The 25,583-nt window shown below is 64.3% G+C and carries 29 protein-coding genes and 1 tRNA gene; 12 read left to right on the plus strand and 18 right to left on the minus strand.

The genetic code is table 11. The features are described 5' to 3' along the window. The first annotated feature begins 137 nt into the window (after nucleotides 1–137). Entirely contained in the window at nucleotides 138–758 is a 621-nt protein-coding gene (locus tag IWX81_RS04830) for an HAD family hydrolase (protein WP_199280078.1), read from the plus strand. 93 nt (nucleotides 759–851) lie between these two features. Here IWX81_RS04830 and IWX81_RS04835 read toward each other — a convergent pair whose 3' ends face one another. The 10 genes from IWX81_RS04835 to argS all read right to left on the minus strand — a co-directional run bounded on the left by IWX81_RS04835 (nucleotide 852) and on the right by argS (nucleotide 13,726). Then, on the minus strand, nucleotides 852–1,832 hold the full coding sequence (locus IWX81_RS04835; RefSeq protein WP_199280079.1) for a hypothetical protein: 981 nt from the start codon (nucleotides 1,830–1,832) through the stop codon (nucleotides 852–854). Nucleotides 1,833–2,033: 201 nt separating this feature from the next. Then, entirely contained in the window at nucleotides 2,034–2,891 is an 858-nt protein-coding gene (prmC, locus tag IWX81_RS04840; protein ID WP_199280080.1) for a peptide chain release factor N(5)-glutamine methyltransferase, read from the minus strand. 31 nt (nucleotides 2,892–2,922) lie between these two features. Further along, complete coding sequence (prfA, locus tag IWX81_RS04845; protein WP_199280081.1) at nucleotides 2,923–4,002, minus strand: peptide chain release factor 1; 1,080 nt, start codon at nucleotides 4,000–4,002, stop codon at nucleotides 2,923–2,925. A gap of 2 nt (nucleotides 4,003–4,004) precedes the next feature. Next, nucleotides 4,005–6,185: a transcription termination factor Rho gene (rho, locus tag IWX81_RS04850; protein WP_199280082.1), complete on the minus strand. Its 2,181-nt coding sequence runs from the start codon at nucleotides 6,183–6,185 to the stop codon at nucleotides 4,005–4,007. Between the two features lie 123 nt (nucleotides 6,186–6,308). Continuing rightward, on the minus strand, nucleotides 6,309–7,262 hold the full coding sequence (thrB, locus tag IWX81_RS04855) for a homoserine kinase (RefSeq protein WP_199280083.1): 954 nt from the start codon (nucleotides 7,260–7,262) through the stop codon (nucleotides 6,309–6,311). Continuing rightward, nucleotides 7,259–8,341, minus strand: coding sequence for a threonine synthase (gene thrC / locus IWX81_RS04860; protein WP_199280084.1), 1,083 nt, complete (start codon nucleotides 8,339–8,341; stop codon nucleotides 7,259–7,261). The genes thrB and thrC overlap by 4 nt, the downstream gene beginning before the upstream one ends. A gap of 3 nt (nucleotides 8,342–8,344) precedes the next feature. After that, nucleotides 8,345–9,664, minus strand: coding sequence for a homoserine dehydrogenase (locus IWX81_RS04865; protein ID WP_199280085.1), 1,320 nt, complete (start codon nucleotides 9,662–9,664; stop codon nucleotides 8,345–8,347). Beyond that, on the minus strand, nucleotides 9,661–11,091 hold the full coding sequence (lysA, locus tag IWX81_RS04870) for a diaminopimelate decarboxylase (protein WP_199280086.1): 1,431 nt from the start codon (nucleotides 11,089–11,091) through the stop codon (nucleotides 9,661–9,663). The genes IWX81_RS04865 and lysA overlap by 4 nt, the downstream gene beginning before the upstream one ends. A gap of 106 nt (nucleotides 11,092–11,197) precedes the next feature. Next, the gene (locus IWX81_RS04875; RefSeq protein WP_199280087.1) at nucleotides 11,198–12,064 is read right to left on the minus strand and encodes an LmeA family phospholipid-binding protein; all 867 of its coding nucleotides are present in this window, start codon (nucleotides 12,062–12,064) and stop codon (nucleotides 11,198–11,200) included. 3 nt (nucleotides 12,065–12,067) lie between these two features. Further along, the gene (gene argS, locus IWX81_RS04880) at nucleotides 12,068–13,726 is read right to left on the minus strand and encodes an arginine--tRNA ligase (RefSeq protein ID WP_199280088.1); all 1,659 of its coding nucleotides are present in this window, start codon (nucleotides 13,724–13,726) and stop codon (nucleotides 12,068–12,070) included. A gap of 33 nt (nucleotides 13,727–13,759) precedes the next feature. Here argS and IWX81_RS04885 point away from each other — a divergent pair, with 33 nt between their 5' ends. After that, a complete protein-coding gene (locus IWX81_RS04885) occupies nucleotides 13,760–14,371 on the plus strand; it encodes an arginyl-tRNA synthetase (protein ID WP_199280089.1) in 612 nt (203 codons plus the stop codon). Between the two features lie 12 nt (nucleotides 14,372–14,383). Here IWX81_RS04885 and IWX81_RS04890 read toward each other — a convergent pair whose 3' ends face one another. Then, a complete protein-coding gene (locus tag IWX81_RS04890) occupies nucleotides 14,384–15,178 on the minus strand; it encodes a transglutaminase-like domain-containing protein (RefSeq protein WP_199280090.1) in 795 nt (264 codons plus the stop codon). Between the two features lie 74 nt (nucleotides 15,179–15,252). Here IWX81_RS04890 and IWX81_RS04895 point away from each other — a divergent pair. Next, nucleotides 15,253–15,324, plus strand: a tRNA-Arg gene (locus IWX81_RS04895). 89 nt (nucleotides 15,325–15,413) lie between these two features. Further along, entirely contained in the window at nucleotides 15,414–16,616 is a 1,203-nt protein-coding gene (locus IWX81_RS04900) for a hypothetical protein (protein WP_199280091.1), read from the plus strand. 40 nt (nucleotides 16,617–16,656) lie between these two features. On the opposite strand, the gene IWX81_RS15050 is transcribed toward IWX81_RS04900, so the two are convergent. Both IWX81_RS15050 and IWX81_RS04910 read right to left on the minus strand, forming a co-directional pair. Further along, the gene (locus IWX81_RS15050) at nucleotides 16,657–16,842 is read right to left on the minus strand and encodes an Arm DNA-binding domain-containing protein (protein ID WP_199280092.1); all 186 of its coding nucleotides are present in this window, start codon (nucleotides 16,840–16,842) and stop codon (nucleotides 16,657–16,659) included. A 38-nt stretch (nucleotides 16,843–16,880) separates the two neighbouring features. After that, nucleotides 16,881–17,192 carry a hypothetical protein gene (locus tag IWX81_RS04910; protein WP_199280093.1) on the minus strand — a complete coding sequence of 104 codons (312 nt, stop codon included), beginning with the start codon at nucleotides 17,190–17,192 and terminating at the stop codon, nucleotides 16,881–16,883. Nucleotides 17,193–17,565: 373 nt separating this feature from the next. Here IWX81_RS04910 and IWX81_RS04915 point away from each other — a divergent pair, with 373 nt between their 5' ends. From IWX81_RS04915 to IWX81_RS04935, 5 genes are all read left to right on the plus strand, one after another. Next, on the plus strand, nucleotides 17,566–18,237 hold the full coding sequence (locus tag IWX81_RS04915) for a hypothetical protein (protein ID WP_199280094.1): 672 nt from the start codon (nucleotides 17,566–17,568) through the stop codon (nucleotides 18,235–18,237). Then, nucleotides 18,213–18,398, plus strand: coding sequence for a hypothetical protein (locus IWX81_RS04920; protein ID WP_199280095.1), 186 nt, complete (start codon nucleotides 18,213–18,215; stop codon nucleotides 18,396–18,398). Before IWX81_RS04915 ends, IWX81_RS04920 begins: the two co-directional genes overlap by 25 nt. 71 nt (nucleotides 18,399–18,469) lie before the next feature. After that, the gene (locus IWX81_RS04925; RefSeq protein WP_199280096.1) at nucleotides 18,470–18,736 is read left to right on the plus strand and encodes a hypothetical protein; all 267 of its coding nucleotides are present in this window, start codon (nucleotides 18,470–18,472) and stop codon (nucleotides 18,734–18,736) included. 18 nt (nucleotides 18,737–18,754) lie between these two features. Continuing rightward, complete coding sequence (locus tag IWX81_RS04930; protein WP_199280097.1) at nucleotides 18,755–19,006, plus strand: hypothetical protein; 252 nt, start codon at nucleotides 18,755–18,757, stop codon at nucleotides 19,004–19,006. Next, nucleotides 18,985–19,512 (plus strand): GNAT family N-acetyltransferase, encoded by a 528-nt coding sequence (locus tag IWX81_RS04935; protein WP_199280098.1) that lies wholly within the window; start codon nucleotides 18,985–18,987, stop codon nucleotides 19,510–19,512. Before IWX81_RS04930 ends, IWX81_RS04935 begins: the two co-directional genes overlap by 22 nt. A gap of 304 nt (nucleotides 19,513–19,816) precedes the next feature. Here the strand turns inward: IWX81_RS04935 and IWX81_RS04940 are convergent, their stop codons facing one another. Further along, the gene (locus IWX81_RS04940) at nucleotides 19,817–20,593 is read right to left on the minus strand and encodes a hypothetical protein (RefSeq protein WP_199280099.1); all 777 of its coding nucleotides are present in this window, start codon (nucleotides 20,591–20,593) and stop codon (nucleotides 19,817–19,819) included. A 127-nt stretch (nucleotides 20,594–20,720) separates the two neighbouring features. Here IWX81_RS04940 and IWX81_RS04945 point away from each other — a divergent pair, with 127 nt between their 5' ends. From IWX81_RS04945 to IWX81_RS04955, 3 genes are all read left to right on the plus strand, one after another. Further along, nucleotides 20,721–21,242, plus strand: coding sequence for an AAA family ATPase (locus IWX81_RS04945; protein WP_199280100.1), 522 nt, complete (start codon nucleotides 20,721–20,723; stop codon nucleotides 21,240–21,242). 223 nt (nucleotides 21,243–21,465) lie between these two features. After that, complete coding sequence (locus IWX81_RS04950; RefSeq protein ID WP_199280101.1) at nucleotides 21,466–21,813, plus strand: PadR family transcriptional regulator; 348 nt, start codon at nucleotides 21,466–21,468, stop codon at nucleotides 21,811–21,813. 101 nt (nucleotides 21,814–21,914) lie between these two features. Beyond that, on the plus strand, nucleotides 21,915–22,625 hold the full coding sequence (locus IWX81_RS04955; protein WP_199280102.1) for a hypothetical protein: 711 nt from the start codon (nucleotides 21,915–21,917) through the stop codon (nucleotides 22,623–22,625). A gap of 51 nt (nucleotides 22,626–22,676) precedes the next feature. Here IWX81_RS04955 and IWX81_RS04960 read toward each other — a convergent pair whose 3' ends face one another. From IWX81_RS04960 to ctaF, 4 genes are all read right to left on the minus strand, one after another. After that, a complete protein-coding gene (locus IWX81_RS04960; protein WP_199280103.1) occupies nucleotides 22,677–23,003 on the minus strand; it encodes a hypothetical protein in 327 nt (108 codons plus the stop codon). A gap of 13 nt (nucleotides 23,004–23,016) precedes the next feature. After that, the gene (locus IWX81_RS04965) at nucleotides 23,017–24,669 is read right to left on the minus strand and encodes a SulP family inorganic anion transporter (protein WP_199280104.1); all 1,653 of its coding nucleotides are present in this window, start codon (nucleotides 24,667–24,669) and stop codon (nucleotides 23,017–23,019) included. Nucleotides 24,670–24,699: 30 nt separating this feature from the next. Further along, nucleotides 24,700–25,047: an ArsR/SmtB family transcription factor gene (locus IWX81_RS04970; RefSeq protein ID WP_199280105.1), complete on the minus strand. Its 348-nt coding sequence runs from the start codon at nucleotides 25,045–25,047 to the stop codon at nucleotides 24,700–24,702. Between the two features lie 62 nt (nucleotides 25,048–25,109). Continuing rightward, nucleotides 25,110–25,526, minus strand: a complete 417-nt coding sequence (gene ctaF / locus IWX81_RS04975; RefSeq protein ID WP_334593090.1) for an aa3-type cytochrome oxidase subunit IV — start codon at nucleotides 25,524–25,526, stop codon at nucleotides 25,110–25,112. Between the last annotated feature and the right edge of the window lie 57 nt (nucleotides 25,527–25,583).

Below are 25,583 nucleotides of genomic sequence, written 5' to 3' on the forward strand. Positions count from 1 at the left end.
TGCTACCCGGGGAAGCCCTGCGACTCCCGTACGACGGCGCCATCGCGGCGTGAAAGACTGGTCGGCGCCGTGAATACTTTTCTTGATCAACCTGCTGGCCCGTTGCCTGGCAACCAGGCCCTCGTGAGGCGCACCCGATGAGCCTGCTCTTCATCTTCGACATGGACGACGTGCTCTACGACTACGACTGGCGCGTCAGGATGGCCGGAATGACGGAGCTCACCGGCCTCTCCCTCTCCGAGTTGCGCGAGCGCTGGTGGCACGACGACGGCGAATGGGCGGGTGAGGCAGGAGTGTTCGAGACCCCGGAGGCCTACCTCAACGCCTTCACGGAGTCGATCGGCGTCGACGTCGACGAAAACGAATGGGTGCGTGTGCGCGGTTCGGCGATGACCGTAAGACCCGATGCCCTCGCGGCGGTTCGCCGGGCATCCGAGCTGGGAACCATCACCCTGCTGACAAACAACAATGCCCTCACCGCGAAACACCTGCACACACTCGCGCCGGAACTCGTCCCGATCTTCGGCGAGCACCTGCTGACCTCGAGCCACTACCGGGCGCGCAAACCCGAGCCGCTGGTCTTCGAGCGGGTGCTGGAGGCCTACGAGACCCCTGCGACCGACGCGTTCTTCGCGGACGACATGCGGGAGAACGTCGATGGCGCGCGCTCGGTCGGCATCACCGCGTACCACTACGGCTCGGCATCCGGGATGCTCGCTGCGATCGAGGACTTCGCGGAAGCTCGCGCGGGCGGCTAGCGCAGCGCTGTCGGGCGGCCTGCGCAGCGCTCTCGGGCGGCCTGCGCAGCGCTCGGGCGGCCTGCGCAGCGCGAACTGCGGCAAAGGCGAGGATCAGCGTCTCGCAGCCACAACATGACGCGGTTCGCGGCGGCTGGGACTCCATCCGCGCGCTACGAGACGCCGCCACAGCCGACCCACGAAGGGGTTCGGATCCCGGAACACGTCGTCGGCGTGCGACCTCAGGGCAAACCAGTCGCCATCAGCAAATCTCTCGACACGAGTGATGTCACGCCGAAATTTGCCCCGGGATGTTCGATGGTAGTCGCCCTCGTACTCGACGATGGTGCGGAACTCGACCCATACCTCGTCGGCCATCGCGATGTCGTTGCCACTCCGATCGGTGACGGTGACGTTGAGCTCGGGTTCCGGAATTCCGGCCTTCACCAGCTGAAGGCGCTGAAGTGATTCAGGACGACTGAGGGATCCCACTCGCACCTGGTCGATCGCCCGCGCCAGTTTCTTGGCACCTCGACGGTCTCTCCACGCCGCAACCTGCGCCCTCAGCATCGGGATCGTGCACAGCGGATCGGGGCCTGTCACCATCGCATCGGCGACTGCCACGAGGTCATCCTCATCCAGGACCGTCGCCAACTGCGCCCACACCAGCGACGGAGCCAACACCGGCAGTTCGAAGAGATCGAAACTCTGATGATCGACTTGGACGAACTGTCGCGTCATCCACAGGTCCCTCGACAGTTCGTGGCCAGCTACCCCTCGGCCCTCGGGTGGGCGACCGCCCGCAGGACGGGTCACATGGACGCGAGCGGATTTCGCGTACGCCGGGAGCGGCAGGTTGTAGAGGCCCGCTGCGGTCGAGTGGCTGAAGGCAGCCTCGCGTGGCATGCGCAGCAGATAGGCGCGACAGGCCCAGGCGAGGGAATCCGGAGACTGTCGCTCCCGATGCACGCCGTGGAAAGGGTGGTCGATGTCACTCGCGCGCAACCGACCCGGTGAGACGCCATGGAGCATGCCCAGCGTGCGGGTGAAGGGCACGCCGCGGAGCTCGACTGGCAGGTCGGGCCGCGACGTCACAGCTCACGATGGCACCGAGGCCCCAGCGATGGGCTGCGCAACTCGAGCCCGTGGAAATCGCCAGCGTGAACCACCTATGGACCAGAGGACGCTCCGCGCTTGCCGCGAGCACGAACTGCGGCTCATCGTGGGTGTCGTCGCCCTGACCGCACATTTGGCGCAGTTCGCGGCAGTAGGGTCGGGCGGCGCGGGCGCGGGCGGCTAGCGCAGCGCTGTCGTCGCGCGATCGCGACCGAGGAGGTCGCGGTGGTGGGCCACTGCTGTCCATCCGTCGTTGCTGAGAAGCGCGGCTATCTCCGCGGCCTGCAATTCGCCGTGCTCGAGGATGAGCGAGCCACCCTGGCGCAGCAGACGCAGTGCCGTCGCCGACACCTGGCGCACGACATCCAGCCCATCGTCGCCTCCATACAGCGCGATCTCGGGGTCGAACAGTCGCACCTCGGGATCGCGCGGGATGGCACCGAGCGGGATGTACGGCGGGTTGGAGATGACGACATCGACGCTGCCGTCGAGGGCAGGGAGGGCATGCGCGAGGTCGATGAACACCGCTGTGGCGTTGGGCGCGTCCACCGCCGTGAAGTTCTGGCGCGCCCAGACGAAGGCTCGAGGCGACACCTCGACACCGTAGATGCGCGCGTGGGCGACCTCGGTTGCCATGGCGAGCGCGATTGCTCCGCTTCCCATGCCGAGATCCACACCGACGGGTTCGGGTGACGCCGTGGCTCGAAGCGCATCGATGGCGAACTGGGCCACGAACTCCGTCTCCGGTCGCGGTACGAAGACCCCGGGCCCGACGGCGAGTTCGAGCTGGCGGAACGCTGCCCTGCCCGTGATGTGCTGGAGCGGCTCCCTTGCGGCGCGACGTTCGACCAGTTGCTCGATCGTCGCCGAATCATCGGTGGGCACGGTCGTCCCGGTGACGGCCCTGGCCTGCACTCCCCCACGACTGAGCCCCAGAACGTGGCCGATGAGCAGCTCCGCGTCGACCGTCGGATTCGAGATTCCGGCATTCGACAGGGTGTCGATGGCCCGAGAGAGCAGTTCTGTGATGGAGATCATGGAGTCGATGGGCGGTGCGGCCCTGAATGGATCAGTCGTCGGCGCCGAGAGCATCGAGCCGGGATTCCTCGTCAGCGATGATGCACGACTGGATGACCGGCTCGAGTGCACCGTTCATCACGGCATCGAGGTTGTACGCCTTGTAGCCCGTGCGATGGTCGGCGATGCGGTTCTCGGGGAAGTTGTACGTGCGGATGCGCTCGGACCGGTCCATGGTGCGGATCTGGCTCTTGCGGTACACGGAGGCCTCGGCATCCGCAATCTCCTGGTTATGAGCAAGGATGCGGGCGCGAAGCACGCGCATTCCGGCCTCGCGGTTCTGCAGCTGCGATTTCTCGTTCTGCATCGCTACGACGATTCCGGTCGGAAGATGGGTGATGCGCACAGCGGAGTCTGTCGTGTTGACGGACTGGCCACCAGGACCACTGGAGCGGTAGACGTCGATCTTGAGGTCGTTCTGGCTGATCTCGACCTCTTCAGGCTCATCGACCTCGGGGAAGACCAGCACTCCGGCCGCCGACGTGTGGATGCGTCCCTGCGACTCGGTCGCGGGAACGCGCTGCACGCGGTGCACGCCGCCCTCGTATTTGAAGTGTGCCCAGATGCCCTCGGCCGGATCGCTCGAGTTGCCTTTGAATGCGACCTGCACATCCTTGATGCCGCCGAGGTCGCTCGAGGTCTGCTCGATGATCTCGGTCTTCCACTTCTTCGACTCTGCGTAGTGCAGGTACATGCGCAGCAGATCCCCGGCGAAGAGGGCGGATTCCGCGCCACCCTCACCCATCTTGATCTCCATGATGACATCGCGGGCATCGTTGGGGTCGCGCGGGATCAGCAGACGTCGCAGCTTCTCCTGGGCGGCCTCGAGCGACTCGGTGAGACCGGGAAGCTCGGCCGCGAACGACTCGTCCTCCGCCGCCATCTCGGTCGCAGCAGCAACATCATCCGTCAGCTGTCGCCACTCGTGATAGGCCGCAATGATGCGCGCGAGTTCCGCGTAGCGTCGATTGACCTTCTTGCTCCTGGCCGGATCTGAGTGCAGTTCAGGGTCAGCAAGCTGATTCTGAAGCTCATCATGTTCGGCCAGCAACGTCTGCACTGACTCGAACATGACTAGTCCTCTGTGGATCCGTTGGCGCCCGGCATCGACTTCTGCACCTGCATCAGGAACTCGACGTTGGTCTGGGTTTCTTTGAGGCGACCCAGCACGATCTCGAGGGCCTGCTGCTGGTCGAGGCCGGCGAGGGCACGACGCAGCTTCCAGGAGACCTTGACCTCATCGGTGCCCATCAGCATCTCTTCGCGGCGGGTTCCGGATGCGTTGACATCGACGGCAGGGAAGATCCGCTTGTCGGCGAGGTGGCGCGACAGGCGCAGTTCCATGTTGCCGGTGCCCTTGAACTCCTCGAAGATGACCTCATCCATCTTGGAGCCGGTCTCGACGAGCGCGGTCGCAATGATGGTGAGAGATCCGCCCTCTTCGATGTTGCGGGCGGCACCGAAGAAACGCTTCGGCGGGTACAGCGCTGACGAGTCGACGCCTCCGGAGAGGATGCGGCCCGAGGCCGGGGCAGTCAGGTTGTAGGCCCGTCCGAGGCGCGTGATCGAGTCGAGCAACACGACGACGTCGTGACCGAGTTCGACGAGTCGCTTCGCGCGCTCGATGGCGAGCTCGGCAACCGTGGTGTGGTCTTCTGCCGGACGATCGAAGGTGGATGCGATGACCTCACCCTTGACCGTGCGCTGCATGTCGGTGACTTCTTCGGGGCGCTCGTCGACGAGCACGACCATGAGGTGAACCTCTGGGTTGTTCTTCGCGATGGAGTTGGCGATCGCCTGCAGCACGAGGGTCTTGCCCGCCTTGGGCGGCGAGACGATCAGGCCGCGCTGGCCCTTGCCGATCGGCGACACGAGGTCGATGATGCGGGTCGAGAGCTTTCCGGGCTCGGTCTCCAGTCGGAGGCGCTCCTGCGGGTACAGCGGCGTGAGCTTGCCGAATTCGACGCGATCGGCGGCTTCGTCGACGGGCAGGCCGTTGATCGAGTCGATGCGCACGATCGCGTTGTACTTCTGGCGACCCTGGTTGTTGTCACCCTCGCGCGGCTGGCGGATGGCGCCGACGACGGCGTCTCCCTTGCGCAGGTTGTACTTCTTGACCTGGCCGAGCGAGACGTACACGTCGTTGTTTCCCGGCAGGTAGCCGGAGGTGCGCACGAATGCGTAGTTGTCGAGCACGTCGAGGATGCCGGCGACCGGGATGAGCACGTCATCCTCGGTGATCTCGGGCTCGAAGTCATCACCGACGGGTCCGCGGCCACGCTTGCGGTCACGGTAGCGGCTGCGACCGTTTCCACCCTCGAGGTCGCCATCCTGAACCCGCTGGTTGTCGCGGTTCTGGTTGTTGCGGTTCTGGTCGGCCTGCTGGTTGTCACGGTTCTGGCCGTTGTTCTGCTGGCCACCGTTCTGCTGGCCATTGTTCTGCTGGCCGTTGCCCTGCTGGTTCCCGCCCTGCTGAGCTTGCTGGCGACCGTTCTGCTGGCGACCGCCCTGCTGGCCGTTGTTCTGCTGGCCGCTGTTCTGCTGGCTTTCGGACTCACCGCCCTGCTTGCGGTCGGAGTTGCGGTTCCGGTTGCGGTTGCGCGAGGAACGGCTCGAGCCGCCCTCCTGCTCGCCGTCATTGTTCGAACCGTCATTGTTCGAACCGTCATTGTCCGAACCGTCATTGTCCGAAGCGTTGTCGTTGGCGTTGTCGGCGGAGTCTGTCGACTCGTCGCGGGTCGCCTCGACGGCGACGTCGGCCGGAGTCGGGTCGTCGAGACCGGACTCTGCCCCTGCAACGTGCGAGCTGGCGCGACGTGACGGGCGGCGGGCGGGCCGGGTGGACGGCTCCTCCGCGACGGCGGGAGCCTCGTTCGGCTCGCTGTCGGGAGCCGCACTGGTCGACTCGTCGACGACGGGAGCGCCGGCGAGGGTCGGCGCCGCGGCGATGGCCTCGGTGTCGGCGCTCGTCACGCGGCGTGAGGTGCGTTTGCGGGCGGCAGGGGCCGCCTGAGGGGCGTCGTCGATGGTGGATGCCTCGACCGCGGTCGCCTCGACGGCAGCAGCCTCGGCTACAGCAGTCTCGACCAACGCTGTCGGAACGGCTGCGTCGCCGCCCTGCTTATCGCTGATCGCGGCCACAAGGTCTCCCTTACGAAGTTTGGATGCGCCACTGATGCCGAGCGAACTGGCGAGTGCCTGCAGCTCGGGAAGTTTGAGTGCGCTCAGGTTCGAGCTTGAGTTGACGTTCGTCACTGGTGATGTCCTTTCCCCTGCCGAAAAGTTGCTGATCGCAGGAGAGCTGATCACCCCGGGCTGTCTGCGCGGGTGCGCAGGAATCGGATGCCACGAGATGAGGGTGAAAGTGCAACCGGGAAGCTACTGCTGGGGCTTCACTTCTACCTGGTGCGCTTTCACTGTAGCACCTTTGAAATCCACGGCAGCCATCGTGGCGCGCCACGGGCTCTCGGCGTGTTCTGTGACGAGCGCGGCGGCCGCGGCACGATCGGAGGGCTGGCCGGCGAGCACGAGGATCGACGGCCCTGCACCGGACACCACTGCAGCAAAGCCGTGGTCGCGCAGCACGTGCACGAGCGCGTTGGTCTCCGGCATGGCACTGGCACGATAATCCTGGTGGAGGCGGTCTTCGGTCGCCTCGAACAGCAGCTCGGGGCTTTGGGTAAGGGCGGCGATCAGCAGTGCAGACCGCGACAGGTTGAAGACGGCATCCTCGAACGGCACGGTCGCCGGCTGCAGGCTGCGCGCGACGGCCGTCGACACGGAATGACCCGGCACGAAGACGAGCGGAGATACTGCCCGGTGCACGAGGAGCTTTCTGGCGCGCGGCCCGGAATCCGCCGTCCACGCAATCGTCAGCCCACCGAAGAGCGCCGGGGCGACGTTGTCTGGATGACCTTCGAGCTCTGTCGCGATCTCGAGCATCAGGTCGATGTCGAGCTCGACGATGCCGTCGAGCAACCCTTTCGCGGCCATGACGCCGGAGACGATGGCAGCGGCGGATGATCCGAGGCCGCCCCCGTGCGGGATGACGTTGTTCGCGCTGAGGCGCAGGCCGGGGATGGGCTGGCCGACGCGGGCGAAGGTGTAGGCGATGGAGCTGGCAACGAGGTTGGACTCGTCGGTAGGGACCTCGCCTTTGCCCACTCCGGTCACGTCTACGACGACGCCTCTCTCGTCAGTCGCTGTGACCACGAGTTCGTCGTAGATCGCGAGAGCGAGACCGAGGGTGTCGAAGCCGGGCCCGAGGTTGGCTGACGTCGCAGGAACGCGGACGATCACCGATCGCCCGGCAACCGCTGAGCCGAGGGTCAAGCGCGTGCCTTCACCAGTCCGAGCACGCTCGCGATCTCGTCGACATCGACCGGGACGACGGTCGGGGTGATCTCGTCACCCTCGGCCGTGCGCAGTGCCCACTGTGGATCTTTCAGGCCGTGCCCTGTGACGGTCAGCACGACGGTGGATCCCTTCGGGATCATCCCGGCCTCTGAGCGTTCGAGCAGACCCGCAACGCTGATGGCCGATGCCGGCTCGACGAAGATGCCGACCTCTGCCGACAGGATGCGGTACGCCTCGAGGATCTTCTCGTCGGTGATGGAGCCGAAGTATCCGTCGCTGTTCTCACGGGCGGCGAGGGCCAGCTCCCACGAGGCGGGGTTGCCGATGCGGATCGCACTGGCGAGGGTCTCGGGGTTCTTGACGACGTGACCGAGCACGAGCGGCGCGCTGCCGGCGGCCTGGAATCCGAACATGCGCGGCAGCTTCGTGCTCGCGTTGCGGGCCAGGTCTTCGGTGTAGCCGCGGTGGTAGGCGGTGTAGTTGCCCGCGTTGCCGACGGGGACGATGTGGAAATCCGGAGCGTCGCCCAGAACCTCGATGACCTCGAAGGCCGCGGTCTTCTGGCCCTCGATGCGGTCGGGGTTCACCGAGTTGACCAGATGGACCGGGTAGTTGGTCGCCAGTTCGCGAGCCATCTCGAGGCAGTCGTCGAAGTTGCCCTGCACCTGGATGAGCTCTGCGCCATGGGCGATGGCCTGCGCGAGCTTGCCGAGTGCGATCTTGCCCTCGGGCACGAGCACGGCTGCGGTGAGTCCGGCGTGGGTCGCATAGGCTGCGGCGCTGGCCGAGGTGTTTCCGGTCGAGGCACAGATGACGGCCTTCGCGCCGTGCTCTGCTGCCTTGGAGACCGCCATCGTCATGCCGCGGTCTTTGAACGACCCTGTCGGGTTCATTCCCTCGTACTTGACCCATACCTTCGCACCGGTGCGGTGCGAGAGTGCGTCGGCCGGAATCAGCGGAGTTCCGCCCTCACCGAGCGTGATGATCGGGGTCGCATCAGAGATGTCGAGGCGGTCGGCATACTCGCGGAGAACTCCGCGCCACTGGTGGGCCACTGATTACTGTCCTTCAACTCGTAGAACTGAGACAACACTCGACACCACGGGGCTCGCGGCGAGCGCGGTCACCGTCGCGGCGAGAGATGACTCTTCGGCGCGATGCGTGACTATGACAAGGGTAGCGGTGGGACGGGCCTCATCCCCGCCGTCACGCACCGACTGCGACACGGCTTCGACGGAAACTCCCCTGTCGCTGAACTGCGTGGCGATGGCTGCGAGCACTCCGGGCTCGTCGACGACGGTCAGCGTAATCTGGTATTTCGTGGTCACGCTCGACATCGGCAGCACCGGCAGGTTGGCCTGGGTCGATTCTGCGACTCCCGGCCCACCGGCGACATGACGCCTGGCGGCGGAGACGATATCCCCTAGGACGGCAGACGCGGTCTGGATGCCTCCGGCCCCTGCCCCGTAGAACATGAGGCTGCCCGCTGCTTCGGCTTCGACGAACACGGCGTTGTTGGCGCCGTGCACCGACGCGAGCGGGTGGCTGAGCGGCACAAGGGCGGGATGCACTCGGGCGGTCACTCCCTCGACTCCGGTGGAGGCATCCGTGATCCGCTCGCAGATGGCCAGCAGCTTGACGGCGTAGCCGGCCTTGCGCGCTGAGACGACCTGCTCGAGCGTGACCGAGGTCATCCCCTCGCGATGCACGGCTTCGAGCGGCACTGTGGTGTGGAAAGCGAGGCTCGCGAGAATCGCGGCCTTCTGCGCGGCATCGAATCCTTCGATGTCGGCCGTCGGGTCTGCTTCCGCGTAGCCGAGCCTCGTCGCTTCAGCGAGGGCGTTCTCGAGAGTGTCGCCCTCGACATCCATGCGATCGAGGATGTAGTTGGTCGTGCCATTCACGATCCCGAGGATGCGGCTCACGCGGTCGCCTGCGAGGCTGTCACGCAACGGCCGGATGATCGGAATCGCACCGCCGACGGCTGCCTCGTAGTGAAGCTGGGCGCCCACCTGCTCTGCTGCCTCGAAGAGTTCGGGGCCGTGCGTCGCGAGCAGCGCCTTATTGGCGGTGATCACGTCGGCGCCCGAGTTGAGGGCCTCGAGGATCAGGGTGCGCGCGGGCTCCAGGCCGCCGATGAGCTCGACGACGATATCGGCCTGGAGGATCAGTGCCGAGGCGTCGGTCGTGAGCAATTCCTTCGGGATGTCGCCATCGCGGGGAGCGTCGAGGTTGCGCACGGCGACACCGACGACCTCGAGCACAGCTCCCGCGCGTGCGGCGAGTTCGTCGCCGTGGGCGATCAGCAGGCTCGCGACCTGTGAACCCACGCTGCCACCTCCGAGGACGGCGACCCGCAGCTTACGTTGTTCGATCACGACTGTGCTCCCTTGGCTGGCTGTGTTTCTGTAGCTGCTTCGGCACGGACGCCTGCGTCCCTGCTGAGAAGATCTTCCTCGGTCTCGCCGCGCACGATGACCCGCGCGACTCCATCCAGGACGGCGACGACGGGAGGCCGACCGAGGTAGTTGTAGTTGCTCGCCATCGCCCAGCCGTAGGCTCCGGTCGCCGGCACCCCCACCAGGTCACCCGGGGTCACATCACCCGGCAGGTAGTCGGCGTGCACGACGATGTCTCCCGATTCGCAGTGCTTGCCCGCGATGCGCACGAGGCTCGGTTCTGCCGTCGACGACCGGTTGGCGAGCCGCACCGAATAATCGGCGCGATAGAGGGACGGCCGGATGTTGTCGCTCATGCCCCCGTCGACGCTGACGTACTTACGGACATCCGTGCCGTCCACCAGCACGTCCTTGATCGTCCCGACCGTGTAGAGCGTGGTCGTCGACGGACCGATGATGGAGCGACCCGGCTCGATCGCGACCACCGGAATCGGGATGCCGAGCGCCGCGGCTCCCTCCGACACGATCTGCGCGAACCTGGCGGCAATCTCGGCGATGGGCAGTGGCTCGTCGACGCTCGTGTAGGCGATTCCGAAGCCTCCGCCGAGGTTGAGTTCCGGAACCGGACCACCCGCGAGAAGCTCGGCATGCAGCGCGAACAGTCGGCGCGCGGCCTCGGCGAATCCGCTCGACTCGAAGATCTGCGAGCCGATGTGCGAGTGCAGGCCGAGGAAGCTGAGGGAGGGCTCTGCGCGGATGAGTGCGACGTGCGCCGCGGCATCCACCAGCGGAATTCCGAACTTCTGGTCTTCGCGCGCAGTGGCGAGATATTCATGGGTGGAGGCATGCACCCCGCTGTTGATGCGCAGGCGCACGGGCTGCACCACCCCGTGGCGGGTGGCCGCTTCCGCAATACGCGAGATCTCCACCTCGCTGTCGATGACGATGGCACCGATGCCGATGCTGACCGCGCGGTCGATCTCGGCGAGGGACTTGTTGTTGCCGTGTAACCCGAGCCTGGCCGGCGCGACACCGGCGGCGAGGGCAACGGCGAGCTCTCCCCCGCTGGCGACGTCGATATTGAGCCCGGCGTCGTTCATCCACCTCGCCACCTCGATCGACAGGAACGCCTTGCCGGCGTAGTAGACCTTGACGGAGCCGCCCACGCTGGCGAACTCATCGTCGAAGCACCGGCGGATCTCGAGTGCGCGACCACGCGCGTCAGCCTCATCGACGACGTAGACGGGGGTTCCGAATTCGGCGGCGATGGCAGAGGCTGGCACTCCCGCGATGACGAGTTCACCCGATGCGTCGCGCGCGCTGTTCTTCGACCAGACCGACGCGGCGAGTTCGTTCGCGTCGGCGGGCACGGCGAGCCACGAGGGGGCGAGCGGATTGCTGGTCACTGAACCTCACGAGGAATCTGGGAGCGATCGGGCGCGGCCACGGGGTGTCCGCGGGGCCCACTGAGCTTATCGGGACGGGCCTGAGTGCGGCTGCTTATGACGTCGCTCAGGCCGGAGGGCAGGTGCCCTGCTGCGAGAGACCGACGCCGTCGAGAGCGACTCCGTCACCGTTGATCGAGACGACGAGGTCGCTTCCGACCACCGTGACGTCGTCGACCACGAGCCCCTGCGGCAGGTAGCTGGCGACGCACACCGTGCGCGAACCGAGCAGGTTTCCGACGATGCCCGAGATTCCCGGGATCGCACGCAGGTCGTCCACCGACAGTTGCTGGTCTCCCAGCAGCACGGTCACGGGCTCGAAGCTGATGCCACCCTCGGTCGCCGACGGTTCCAGGTCGACTGAGACGGGGATGGTGCTGAAGAGAACGTCGATGTCGGTGCTGATCCTGATGAGCTGGTCCTGAAGAGCGATCGAGGTCAGGTCGAGACCGCTGAGGTACCCGGACAGCTTCTGCACGTTCGCTTCATCGACTGTCACCTCGATGTTCATCTTCTCGAGCGGCTTCGCGGTGTCGATCGGAACACCCAAGGCCGTGATCTCCGCCTCGCCCGTCACCTCGCCGAGGGTGAACTCCGGGATGTGCACGCGGAGGTCATCAAGGCTGCCGGTCGCAGCCTGCAGCAGGATGGAGCCGTCGCCGAGGTTGACATCGATCTCGGAGTCGGGGTCGAGCTTGAGTGCCGCGACGATCTTCTCCTTGACGAGCCCGGTTGCGTATTGCCGGGCGAGGGCATCACCCACGAAGAACGCGACGAGCAGCAGGATGATGACGATCACGAGGGCGATGAGCGGGCCCATCCATCGTCGTCGGCGTTTGGCCGGCTTTTCCGGGGGAACCTCGATCACGAGGGTCTGCGACGGCTCGAACTGCTCGGTGGGCTGTTCGTTCTTCGGGACGATCGGCTCGGCCATCGGCTACATCCGTTCCGGAGCGCTGACACCGAGCAGACCGAGGCCGTTGCGCAGCACCTGTCCGACGGCATCGTTGAGCCACAGCCTGGTGCGATGCAGGTCGGTGACCTCGTCATCAGAGAGTGGGGTCACCCGGCAGGCGTCGTACCAGCGGTGATACGCACCGGCCAGTTCTTCGCAGTACCGCGCGATGCGGTGCGGCTCGCGCAACTCGGCGGCCTGGCGCACGACCCGCGGGAACTCGGCGAGCACACCCAGCAGGATGCTCTCGGTTTCGTGCGACAGCAGGCTCGCGTCGAAGGCGCTGCGGTCGACTCCGGATGCCGCGGCGTTGCGGGCCACGGAGTTGGTGCGCGCGTGCGCGTACTGCACGTAGAAGACGGGGTTGTCGTTGGTCTTGCGACCCCAGAGATCGAGGTCAATATCGACCTGGGAGTCGATGGAGCTGCGTACGAGGGCGTAACGACCGGCATCCACTCCCACCGCTTCGACGAGGTCTTCGAGGGTCACGACGGTTCCGGCGCGCTTGGACATGCGCATGGGCTCGCCGTCACGCACCAGGTTGACCATCTGGCCGATGAGGATCTCGAGGTTCACGAACGGCTCGTCGCCGAACGCCTTCGTCATGGCCATCAGCCGCTTGACGTACCCGTGATGGTCGGCGCCCAGCATGATGATGTTGCGCTCGAACCCACGCTCGCGCTTATTGAGGTAGTAGGCGAGGTCGCCCGAGATGTAGCCCGCTTCACCATCGCTCTTGATGACGACGCGGTCTTTATCGTCGTCGTAGTCGGTGGAGCGGAACCAGGTTGCGCCGTCCGACTCATAGATCGCGCCGAGGTCGCTCAGTCGCGCGATCGCCTTTTCGACGTCCCCCGATTCGTGCAGCTCGTTCTCGTGGAAGTACACGTCGAACTTCACGCCGAACTCGTGCAGCGATGCCTTGATGTCGCCGAACATGAGCTCGACGCCAACGGACCGGAACACCTCCTGCTGCTCATCCCGGGAGATCGCCTCGAGGGGGCCGGGGTACAGCGCGATGACGCGGGCCGCGATGTCGGAGATGTAGGCGCCGCCGTAGCCGTCTTCCGGCGCTGGCTCCCCCAGGAATGAGGCGAGCAGGCTGCGCGCAAACCTGTCGATCTGGGCGCCGTGGTCGTTGAAGTAATACTCGCGGGTGACGAGGCCACCCTGAGACTGGAAGATGCGCGCGAGGCTGTCACCGACCGCGGCCCAGCGCACGCCGCCGATGTGGATCGGCCCTGTCGGGTTCGCGGACACGAATTCGAGGTTGATGGTGACGCCGCTGTAGAGGTCGCCGCGACCGTAGGCATCGGCCTGTTCCACGATGGTCTTCGCGAGGGCTCCGGCGGCGGCGGCATCCAGGGTGATGTTGATGAAGCCGGGGCCGGCGACGTCGACCGACGCTACGCCCGGCAACTTTGCTGCTTCGTCCGCGATCTCAACCGCGAGTTCCCGTGGATTCGCACCGAGGGGCTTCGCCAGTTTCATGGCGATGTTGGATGCCCAGTCGCCATGATCCCGGTTGCGCGGGCGTTCCAGCAGCAGGTCGTCGACCGTGAGCACGCGGGTGCCCCCGCGGGAGGCCGAGATTGCCGTCACGACGGTCAACAAGGCTGAGGAGAGATCGGCGGGGTTCACGAGGATCAAGTTTAGCTGGGGCACAATGGGGCCATGTCCGCTCGCCGCACGCTTCTGATCTCCGCTCCTCTCATGGCCACCGTGCTGCTGCTCTCAGCCTGCGTGCCTGCTGGTGATTCAGAGCCGACGTCGTCGGCGTCACCCCGGCCCACCGTCAGTGCGACCCCCACCGGGACGGCGACCGCGTCTGCGACACCCGAAACCCCGGCTGAGCCCGAGGTCGAGACCGGTGAGCCAGTGGGACTCTCGTGCAACGACGTGGTGACTCCGCAGCAGATCTACGACTACAACCCCAACTTCGGTCTCGTCGACGGTTTCGTGCCGGAGAGTGGTTCGCTCGCCGGCCAGGCCGTCGCCGCGAATGGGCTGGCATGCCGGTGGATGAACCAGACCAGCGGTGCCACCATCGACGTGTCAGTGGCACATCTGGATGCGCGCTCGGACGAGATCCGCAAAGAGTTCCTGGCGTCGAACAGCACGTCGGTGTCTGACTTTGGACCGAACGGATACTTCGACCAGGGTGACGTGGGTTCTGCAGCGCAGGCGTTCCCCGGCGAATTCTGGGTGACCGCGGCATCCGTCGCCTTTTTCACCGCGGAGGATGCTGCCGCGATCATGGGGAACGCGACCGCAGCCGTCGGCTAGCCTCGCCCGGGCTCAGCCGAGCTGCACCAGCTCGGTGCCGTCGTCTGCCGGCAGTTCGTCCACGATCGCCAGCACGCTCATGTTGGTGAGCATGAGGTCGGCCCAGTGGTTGGTGAGGAACGCGGTATCGGCGGCGTCGCGGCCGGTCGAGATGCGGACCATGCTCTGGCGTGGGGCCAGGCGCGTGGCATCCACGACCCACCATGCGCCGTCGACGTAGGCCTCGGCGACGGCGTGGAAGTCCATGGGTGAGAGGCCTGGCGCGTAGACGGCGACCATCCTCGCCGGCACGTCGAGGGCGCGCAGCAGCGCGATTACGAGGTGGGCGTAGTCGCGACACACCCCGCGGCGCGCGAGCAGCGTCTGCTCTGCGCCGTCGGTCGGAAGGCTGGAACCGGGGACGTAGCGAAGCTTGTTCCAGACCCAGAGCGTGACGGCGTGCAGGAGGTCGTAGCCCTTGATGCCGGCAAATTCGGATCGCGCCGTGGGGGTGAGACTGTCTGATTCGCAGTAGCGGCTGGGGCGCAGGTAGGTGACGAGGTCGAGGTCGACCGGTGCAGCAGGGTCTGCGCGGCCCGCGATGTCGGCCGAATAGTCGACGATCATCTTTCCCGGACCCGCGACAAAGGTATGCAGTCGGGTTCCGTGGCGGTCGGTGAGTTCCGTGGGGCGCTGTGGCTCACCATCGAGCATGAAACTGAGCAGGCCGGATTTCACGGCCGAACCCTGGGCAGCGGCAATGCTGAACACCATGTTGGTGCTGCCTTGGATGTCGAGTTCGAGGTGGGAGGTGACGGTTCTCAGCATCCCTCGATACTGCCATGCCGGTTCGCGGAACGCTGGGGTGCAATACCGCTGGTAGCCTTGACCTCGAACTCCTGGCCCCCATAGCTCAGGGGATAGAGCACTGCCCTCCGGAGGCAGGGGCCGCAGTTCGAATCTGCGTGGGGGCACTTCGTAAGACAACTGGCCACGCGAGGCGAGCCGGTCTGCACCTCACCGGCGAACCAGAGCCTTAGCAACAGGTGGAAGACTTCTCGGTATGTCCTATGACCTGACCGTGTACGGCGATCGGTCCTTGTCTCGGGGCGACCTGACTGACATCGTCAAGGCGGCCCCGGATATGGATGTCGCCGAGGAAGCCGAACAGCACATCGCCGTCACTCGGGGTAAGCGAGCCAGCTATTGCTTCACCGTCGACGGGCCGTTCGACGTTGAGCCGGAGGATGTGCCCGAGGAACTCGCGACCGTCGCAATCGGGGTGACAGTCATGTATCAGGTTCTTGTTGAAGGCAGCGCAGACCTATCAATCCCCCACGCTCTCCGCTTCTCCAAGCGGCTCGCCGCGAGTGTTAACGGCGCGATGATCGATCAACAAACTGGCGCGATGTGGTCGGGGAAGACAAATCGGACGGTTACACGACCCAAGGTCAACGAGCGTATCGATCTCATCGAGATCACCTGGCACTTTCCGCACGATGCCCGCGATCTCGCGTCGCTCTATATGAGGACCGCGCGAAAGTACCTGCCCGAAGCACTACCTCGTCGCTTCGGGGAGTTCGAGCCCCTGCAACACAAGCTTGAGACACTGGGCGACTCTGGCTTCGCGGACGCGGCCGATAAGTCCACGGGGCTGCTCAATTGGAAGGGATCCTTTCCCGTTACCGACGGAAACCTCGCAACACGACATTGGGACGGTTCGCCTCGCGCGCTGCCTACTTTCAGCCTCTCCTTGGAACGGTCGGCGTTCGAGGAGGAAAAGTGGCGCAACGCGCTGCGGTCGCTGTTCGTCGAGTTCGGGCGCAAGGGCCATGCGTTCTTTGCATCGGCCGAGGTAACCCGAAATGTCCTCTGGAGTGGTCGCTCGGTGTGGTACGACGGCAAGGAGGAGTATCGCTATTCGCTGACTGGCCGTGCAGGCTGGATGGGCCTGCCTCCCTATCCTGTCTGGTGGGCATTATTCGGCCGAGAGTATGTACCTTTGGTCCTGCCGCACGTCGCGTCGGAGAACGAGGCGCAATCTGGCCAAGCGCTTTTCAATGCATGGTCGGATGCACCCATGGATAGAGATGCGCTTGGAGCGATGCTGCCGACAGTCGGCTTCCTGAGGAGAGCCCGCGCGCCGTGGCTACCCAGGGAACTAATCTCGACACAGCTACCCTTTAACCCGGGGCACTACCCGCGACCGTTGGCAAAGGCGTCAGTGATCCCAGAATCGCTTGGCACGTCGAACAGCTCCGTCTAGGTGGACCGTTCAGTGGGGACCTGCGGCTGGATGCGCAGTTCTACGATGCCGCGAGCCCGTTCTCGTGAGGTCGGACGCCAGCCGGATCGGCTGCCTTTGCCAGAAAGAGCTCAGCATCCCGCTTTGTCTTGAAGCCGCGCTTCTGCGTCTGTAAACGATCCGGTCGACGGTAGATCACTCGATAGCGTTTGCCGCTCGCAGTCGTGTATGCGCTAATGCTCCCCATAGGTTGACGCTACGACCACCCTCTGACGTGGCACTCGTCTACCAAGCGGTGAGGTTTTGCGAGGCGCTGATGACGCCCCAATATGCCATGTACGTCAGACCGTCTTCGAGACCGGGTAGTCCCGCGACATCAAATACGCAGATCCATACCGGTTCGTCATCACCAGACGGGAGTCCGTCCTGCCAAGGCCCGCGAACCTCAACCTCGGAAGCTATCTGCCGGATCTCCCCGGCCGTTGAATCTAGCGCTGCAATGAGATCGGGGCCGTGGATGTGGTCATTGCAAAATTGCTTCGCAGCAACGTCTAGCGTCTTCGCTGCAGCAGCGTCCGCCAGCACTTCGGATTTCATTTCTTTGTGCACACACCCCGTCATCGAAAGAACCAAGCCAAACGCAACGACGCACGCGCCTATACGAGCTCTTCTTCTCATCTGCACGCACCTAATCATTCACTATTTCTTGCCCTGTCCTACCGCCCCTGCTTTACTTCCCAACCTCCCACGCACAACTTGTTGGGTGTGGGAGGTTGGGAAGCTGGCTCTGTCAGGCAGGGGCGGTAGGACAGGGCAAAACGGACCAAAATCGTTCGTTTGGGTGGTCGCGTGGGATGTCTACCCAAACGACCACCCAGACTGCCAACTACCCGGTATTTGTTCTGCTCAAAATACGTGATTTGTGTCATAATTGCTCTGAGTCAGGAGCTGATATGACATGCGAGATTTAATGACGAAAGATGCCGCATTGGCACTAGGTATCTCGCAACGTCAAGTCACAGACCTGTTGCGCGCTGGCAAACTCGGCGGAGAGCAGCTCCAGGACGGGACCTGGTTAGTGTCGCGCCGATCGATCGGCGAGCGCAGAGCACTCCACACCGGCGCTGGACGTGCATGGTCAGCGTCGTCATCCTGGGCACTTTTAGATGAGCTATCGGGTCGCGCCGCCGAGGGGCTATCGCAGAGCACGTACGACAGGATGAAGCGCCGCATCCGAACGACGTCAGCAGAGGAGATCGCCCGCAAGGTGGCCACCCGCACGAAAGCCCGGCGCTACACCGCGGACTCGCTTGCAAGAACCGCGACGGATCTGATTTTGACCGGGGCCAGTGCCGCTGAGGTCATCGATCGGAAACTGACACCTGAGACTCGAAGAATCGAGGGTTACGTCCGCGAGGGCCACGTCGAAGAGTTTGCGCGACGCCACTTGCTGACGCTGGACGACGAGGGTGACCTGACAGTTTATGAGGCACCCGAGTCACAACTATGGAAAGGCCGGCACGCATCGAGCGCAGTCATCGCCGCGGACCTCGCTCGCAGCGTGAGAACACGCGAACGCTCGGCCGGGCTCACCGCGCTAGAGGACATGCGGCAGGCATGGCTGGTCAGACACACGCGGTAGACATTGGCGACGACGACCTCCTCCCGCCGTGGACAACGGTCTTCGAAGTCGCGCGAGCGATCGGCGTCTCGGACTGGGTTCTGGTGGGTGGGCTCATGGCTCAGCTCCACGCGCGTCGAGCATCCATTCCCCTGCCCGGGCAACGAAAGAAGTCGATCTGATTGCGGACGTTCAGAGCAACAGTTCATGCTTCGGCGCGATCGGATCCGCACTTGTTGAGCTTGGCTTCGAGGTGACGGTGCCAGAAGCGCGGACCTTGCCTATCTACCGCTTCACGCGAGGCGTGGAGCAGGTCGACATCATGGTTGCAGACCATTTGCCGTCGGGATTGAAACCCCGCTTGAGACAGCGCCCGGCCTTCGCGGTCGAGGGCGGCGCGCAAGCGCTCAACCGTCTAGACACCTTCGTCATCAACTCAACCACCGGGGCGGTCACGATCGCGGCCCCGGACGCGCTTGGTGCGCTAATCGGGAAGGGGCCCGCATTCTTGGTCAACTAGCGGGATCGAGGACGACATTTGGAAGAGGCGGCGGTCTTGTTCGCAACGGTCGATTCGGTCGGCAACCTCGACCTGAACCTCAACGCCAGCGACCTGGGGTGCCTGCGAGTGCTGGTGTCCAACCTAGAAGACCCGGTTAATTCCGCTTGGCTGGTACTAATGGCCGCGATTCGAATCGCGGCCACCGAAACCTTAAATTGCTTTCATCGCGCGCGAACCTATAGTCGTAAACGCCGTATCGTGGCGGAATGGCTGAATGGGCGTCGTTAGCGGTTGAACTTCGGCCCCTCCGACCCGGAGACGCTCTCACCATCGCTCTGTGGGGCACAGATGCGACTTTTTGTGCGCAAGCCGATTGGACGCCAAACGTGCCGGTGAATGAGCGCGCAAAGCACATCCGCGATCTCTTGATCTCGCCGCCGAAGGAGCTCCTCCGACTGGCAGCTATTCAAAACTCAGAGGTGGTTGGGTATGCAGATTTGCACGGTGATGGCCCCGTGAGACGCGAGCTTGGATTTGTAGTTGGCGATATATCCCGATGGGGCAAAGGCATTGGGACAGCAGTTGCATCCGCAGCACTCGACTACGGGTTTGAGACGCTTGAGCTTGAGGAAATTTGGGCCGAGGCGCCCGACGCCAATAGACGCTCGATATCAATTCTCGAGCGTATCGGTTTGCGCGAGACTGGCCGCGGCAATGAGGCCGTTTTCGTTGGCTCGCCGAGCTTCTACCGTAAATTCGCCATCACGACGAGGGTCTGGGCAGCTCACAAATGATTGCCGTCATGTAAGGCAGCATCTCGTACTGCGTGAGCCCCTCCTGACCGATTATCGCCGCGGCTGCATCTAGCTACGCGCCACGGAATACCCTCCCCGGCACCCAACTGCCTAGTGCCGCCGCGAATACCGGCGAGGTGTCCGCGCACGAAGTGAGTCAAGTGTCACTTCGACGCGTTACCCACTATCGGTACGCAGCTACCCGCGCGTCGAGGATTGCAGTGTTCGGTTTTGGCTCGCCGCGTCGGCCAAGGCACTTACGATTGCGGCTGGAAGGTTGTTGTCGACAGTTCGCCTCGCACACTCACTTCCCACGGGAGGCAAACACGACCACCTCGTTGTTCTCGCGGTCATAGACGAACTGGAGCCCAGTCGAATCGGGAAAGGCCTCACGCAGCTCTGCCGGGAAGCCGTCAACATTAGAACGGAACTGAGCCATGGCGGGAAACTCCTCTGCCGCGCATCCGCTGAAAAATAGGCCTGAGAATCCGCCTCTCTCCAGAGGCGCGTAAATGACGATGCAATCGTCCGTTGACTCGAACCCTGAGAAACCAGTTGGGTTGACCACCGTCCGAAGCCCATGGAGATCCTGGAACGCTTGCCCTAGTTGCTCACTGCCAGCAGGGACACCGAAGACGTCGGGAATCTCGAATCCCGGATCGACCGACAGTCTCGCAACCTGCGTTGCGCCCGTCTGGAGCGGGTCGGTCTGCACTCGCTGGACAATGGTGAGGGCGGTGGCGAGGATGCTCGCGACTACCAGAATTCCCGCGACTATCAACCACGTTGAGCGTCGGACCGAGCCGAGGTAGGCAACTACGGACCCCATTAAGCTTGCAAGTCTTGCGCGTTGGAGCTCGCGGTGGTCGACGTCCGGCTGGATCACTTCTGGTGATTCGACGGGGAGAGGGTCCAACCCCAGTTCCGGCTTATCTGCATCGAGCACAGAGGTCGACTCGCGGCCCGCGCCCTCTAACTGCTGAAGTCGATCAAGCGCCAGAGGATCGGCGTGGATATCGGCACCAGGTCCATAGGCTCGCGCACGCAGGATACGGAGTTCCTCGTCTAGCGCCTCTCTCATACCCAAGATTCTCTCATCAACGATCGGAGACTGCGGGTCCAGCCTCTACAGATCCTCGGCGCCCAGCAAGACGTGCGCGGATTGACACTGGTCTGAAGTCCGCAGTGTTTTTGCGTACCCTTCCAGCATGGCCCGCCTAATCGACGCGATCTTTCTCAACGGGACTGTAGGCACGGGCAAGACCACTGTCGCGCGTGCAATCGGCGCCATGGAGATCGGTCCTCACGCCGTTGTCGACCTCGACGCCATCCGCGCATTCGGACCTTCGTCGCCGGAAGACCCTTTCAACCACGAATTGGAACTCACCAACCTCAAGAGCCTTTCCGAAAACTATCGTAAAGCCGGCGCGGCGAGATTCGTCCTCGCAGGCGTGATCGAACAGGCCAGTGAGATCCCTCGATACGTCTCGGCGCTTGGTTCTCGCGGCTTATTCGTGTGCCGCCTTACAACGAATGAGAACGTGCTCAGTGCTCGGCTCGCAGGGCGTCATCAGGCCGAGCCGGACGACCTCGCCTGGCATTTGGCTCGCGCGCCACAACTCGCACGCATCCTGAGCGAGCAAGCGCTTGATGACGTTGTGCTTGACTCGTCCGCCCGAACCCCGGTTGATCTGGCAATAGAAATTCGAAATGCGGTTGGCTGGGGGTAGACGTCGGCGAGGCGCAGCCAACGCGGTTCCGATCGGAAGTCAACAACGAGCACCGCGAGCACGCCGAGTTTGCGCACCTAACTCCCCCGCCACGACCCCTTTCTTTCCGGGCGCAGGGACCGCAGATTGAACCAACGGGCGCCAAAGAATCATCAAGAACCCTGTAAAGCTTCGCGATCTATTTCTGTTCGCTTATCTTGTCTCGCAAGGTATAGTTTCCGGCATGGACTCAACTACCTCGACCCAACTTCGACGTGGAGTGATCGGCCCGTGCATCCTGGCCCTTCTCGCGATCCAGCCTCGCTATGGCCTGGAGCTCGTCAGGGAGCTTGACGCGGCAGGTCAGTTGCTGTCGAGCCAGGGCACCGTGTATCCCCTGTTGAACCGTCTCAGTGAGGCTGGCCTTGTGTCGTCGAACTGGCAACTTCAGGACGGCGAGCGTCCTCGACGGTATTACGAAATCACGACGTCCGGACGGGCGGAATTGGAACAATTCAGTGAAGATTGGGCACGGTTCTCCACGTCGGTGGACGACCTATTGAGACCTCAACGGGAGCGTGCCGGGATATGACCCGCACGCATGCCGCGGTCGAGCAGTATTTGGCCGAGTACGACCGACTTTCGTCCGCACTACCCAGTCATCGTCGCCAAACACTCAGAAATGAGATCGAGGTGCACCTTTCAGAGGTCGCGCCTCCGTCGTCAACCGACGCGGAGGCGTCGTTGGCGATACTCGAGTTCGGCACTCCTCGGGAGATCGTGGAGCAGGAGCAATCGATCGTTCGCCCACAAAGACGTGGTGATCGACGTGGCGTGATAGCGATAGTTCTCAGCGTTGCCGCAGCCTTAGTGGTGAGCGCCCTCGTCGCTGGCACGATGCTGTCGCGTCCATCCTCGGCCACCCGTGAAGAGTCACCAGAGGTCGAAGTCACCTCGGTGGTTTCGGAAACGCCACTCGGCCCAGAGCGCGTGTCCGACGGCCAGGCGTATGCGGAGTACCTCGCGGAGATTGATGCTCTGGAGCCACTACCCGAGGGCGCTGAATGGCCGATTGGCGTACCGGCCGGCCTAGACGCTGGATCGCAGCCGGAAGGCATGCTCGAAAGCGGAGCGGGCACAAACGTCGCTCGCTTCACCTGGCTCTGCGCCTGGGAAGACGAGTACGTCGATGCGGAAGACGCTGGCGCCGACGAACGAAAGGTCGCCGCCGCCGACCAGCTCGAATGGTGGAGCGCACAGCCGTTCCTGAGCCAGTGGGATCCCGGCGGAGGCTGGACGCGAAACGTGATCTTGCCGATGCGGTTCGACGACTCCTCCGGGATTCGTGCCGACTTTCCAAACTCGTGCGCGCAGGCGTTCATCCTGGGGATCTCGGCACGATGAACGATGGGCCCAAGGAACCGAGCCATGGGCCACTCGCCACCCCGAACTACCTCAGATCGCGGCATCCCGAGGGTTTGGCACCGCCCGCACCGGCGACTGCCGCCGCACGGTGTGGCGGGTCACCGCACCGCTGAGAACGCGACCGTGGTACTCAAAGAGGTCGGCGGCTCTGAGGTTGTCGGGCGAGGGCGCGAGCACGACGAGGTAGTTGGGCACGAGCTTGCTCTGCGCCACCGGACACCAGCGGTAAATCTTCTTGCCGCTCGGCCAGTCTTTCTCCGTGGCCGGGCGCCTGCCGAGCATGAGCACATACGCCCCATCCGGATCCGATTCCTGGGCCTGGTCGATCATCCTGTCGATGAGTCTTTGCAGTTTCATAGGTGACCTCCGGTCAGTCGTGCGAGACCTGCGGCGCGGCATCCCGCCCGTCGTGGCTGCGGGCGTGCTCGACCGCGGCGGGCAGCTCCGTGAACAGGTGCTTCTGGTGGCGCAGGGAGGCGATGACTCCGACCTTCGTCGCGACCGTCAGGTGGCCGGGCTGGATTCCCTTGATCAACACCGTCACGCCACGGCGCTCGAGCGCGTGCACCATCTCGGTGATGACACGTGCGCCCGTGGCATCCAGCACCTGCAGTTGCGACATGCGCAGGATGACGACCCGAACGTCGTCGACGCTCGTGACCCTCTCGAGCACCCGGTCGGCCGCACCGAAAAAGAGGGCGCCATCGAGGCGGAACAGCGCGACGTGTTCGTCTCCGGGTTGCGCTGGCGACGGCAGCTCTTCGCGGTGCACTCCCCCGGACCTCGCCAGGGCGCGCAGGGCGAAGAACGCGGCGACGGCGATTCCGATGCCGACGGCCACGATGAGGTCGACCGAGACCGTGACAATCGCGGTGACCACGAACACCACGGCGTCTGACCTCGTCGAACCGACGACCGCTCGCACCGTCGACAGCGAGATCATGCGAACCGCCGTCACCATGAGCACTCCGGAGAGTGCCGCGAGCGGCACCTGCGAAATTACCCCTGTCGCGAGGTAGACGAGGGCCAGCAGCACGAGGGAGTGGGTGATCGCGGCGAGTCGTGTGCGCCCACCCGAGCGGAGGTTGACGGCGGTTCTCGCGATGGCGCCGGTGGCGGGCATCCCGCCGAAGAAACCTGACGCCACAGACGCGAGCCCCTGGCCGACGAGCTCACGGTCGGCGTCGTACGGCCCGGTGTCTGAAATGGATGCCGCAACCCGGGCCGAAAGCAGCGACTCGATCGCGGCAAGAGCCGCCACAGTCAACGCCGGACCGACGAGCTGCTGGAGCAGCGCGGGGTCGAAATCCGGAAGGCCCGGAACCGGCAGGGACGCAGGCAGTGCGCCGATCTCCGCGAGGGGAAGACCCAGCAGCGAAGCCGCCACGGAGACGAGCACGATCGCGATAATCGATCCCGGCAATTGCTTGTGGATGCGCGGCGCGACAACCATAATCGCGGCGACGAGCGCAACGACGGCGAGTGGCCAGACGACGGTCGTCCACGAAACCTGCCCGAACGACTGCACAGCCGCCACGAAGGCATTGCTGCTGGGCCCGGGCCGCGATCCGATGGCCGCGGGAACCTGCTGCAGGAAGATGATGACAGCGATGCCGAGCGTGAACCCCTCGATCACCGGCCACGGAATGTACGACACGACCCGACCGAGCTTCGCCGCCCCGGCCACGAGCACCACCACTCCCGCCATGATGCTGACCACGGCAACGGCCCCGACTCCGTGGGCCGCCACGATCGGCCCGAGCACCACGACCATTGCGCCCGTCGGCCCTGAGACCTGGATGTTGGAACCGCCGAAGACCGCAGCGACGACCCCAGCCACAATCGCCGTGATCAGGCCGGCCTCCGCCCCCGCACCTGAACTAACCCCGAACGCGAGCGCCAGCGGGAGCGCGACAATCCCGACGGTGACCCCCGCCAGGAGGTCTCCCCGCCACGTCCGTTTCACCGAGCGATAGTCGGCCCAGCTGGGGAGCAGAGACGTGACGTAGCGGAGGGCTTTCACGAGGTCACGGTTTTCACGAGGTCACTGTTTTCACGAGGTCACTGTCGATTCGAGTTGTTGTCGAGTGGTCTGAAGGATGTCGATGAGCAGCGAACGCGACACGGCGAGGAGGTCTGCCACCTGCGGGTAGGCGAGGCTGTAGAAGACCTGGCTTCCGCGTCGCTCCCCCACGACGAGGTGATGGCGGCGCAGCACGGCCAGGTGCTGGGAGAGATGGGACGGCTCCATCCCGGTGTCGGCGAGTAACTCGGCGACCGAGATATCCGGATGCACCGACAGCACCTCGAGCACCCGCACGCGCACGGGGTGGGCGAGCCCCTTGAAGAGGTTGGCTTTGACTTCGTAAAGAGGGCGCTGGGCGTCGCTGAACTGATCCATGAGTTCACGATTCCATGGTTTGACATTGCCATCAACCGACTCGCGGACGGCAGAGACGGTGCTCATCGTGCGAAATACCCGCGGTAGTACTGGAACACCCACCCCGTGATGCAGACGACAAGAAAGGGTGCGGCGACGAGTGCGATCCAGGGGCTGATGGCGACGCCCGTAAAGATCAGCGCAGTTGCTGCGGCCAGCAGGATCGGCCACCAGCTCCATGGGCTGTAAAAACCGACCTCGGGGTCGCCGTCATCGATATTGGCGTCAAGCCGGTCTTCGGCCCACTCGAATTCGCCGTTGGCGGCAACCACCCGACCGAAGTAGAAGGCCAGGAGCAGGCACAGCGCACCCGAGAGTCCGATGGTCATGAGGCCGACGAGCTCGAAGTTGCCCGCGAGCTGGCTCCAGATGAAATAGGCAAGGTCGACCGTCAGGAACGACCCACCCAAAACCCACATCAGGCGACCGGTGGTTCTCACGAGAGTCTTCCGTCGCTTAGTGATTTCATAACTTCATCATATCGCAATATGACGGGG

Origin of the sequence: Salinibacterium sp. CAN_S4 (assembly GCF_015752305.1) — a bacterium.
Lineage (GTDB): Bacteria > Actinomycetota > Actinomycetes > Actinomycetales > Microbacteriaceae > Rhodoglobus.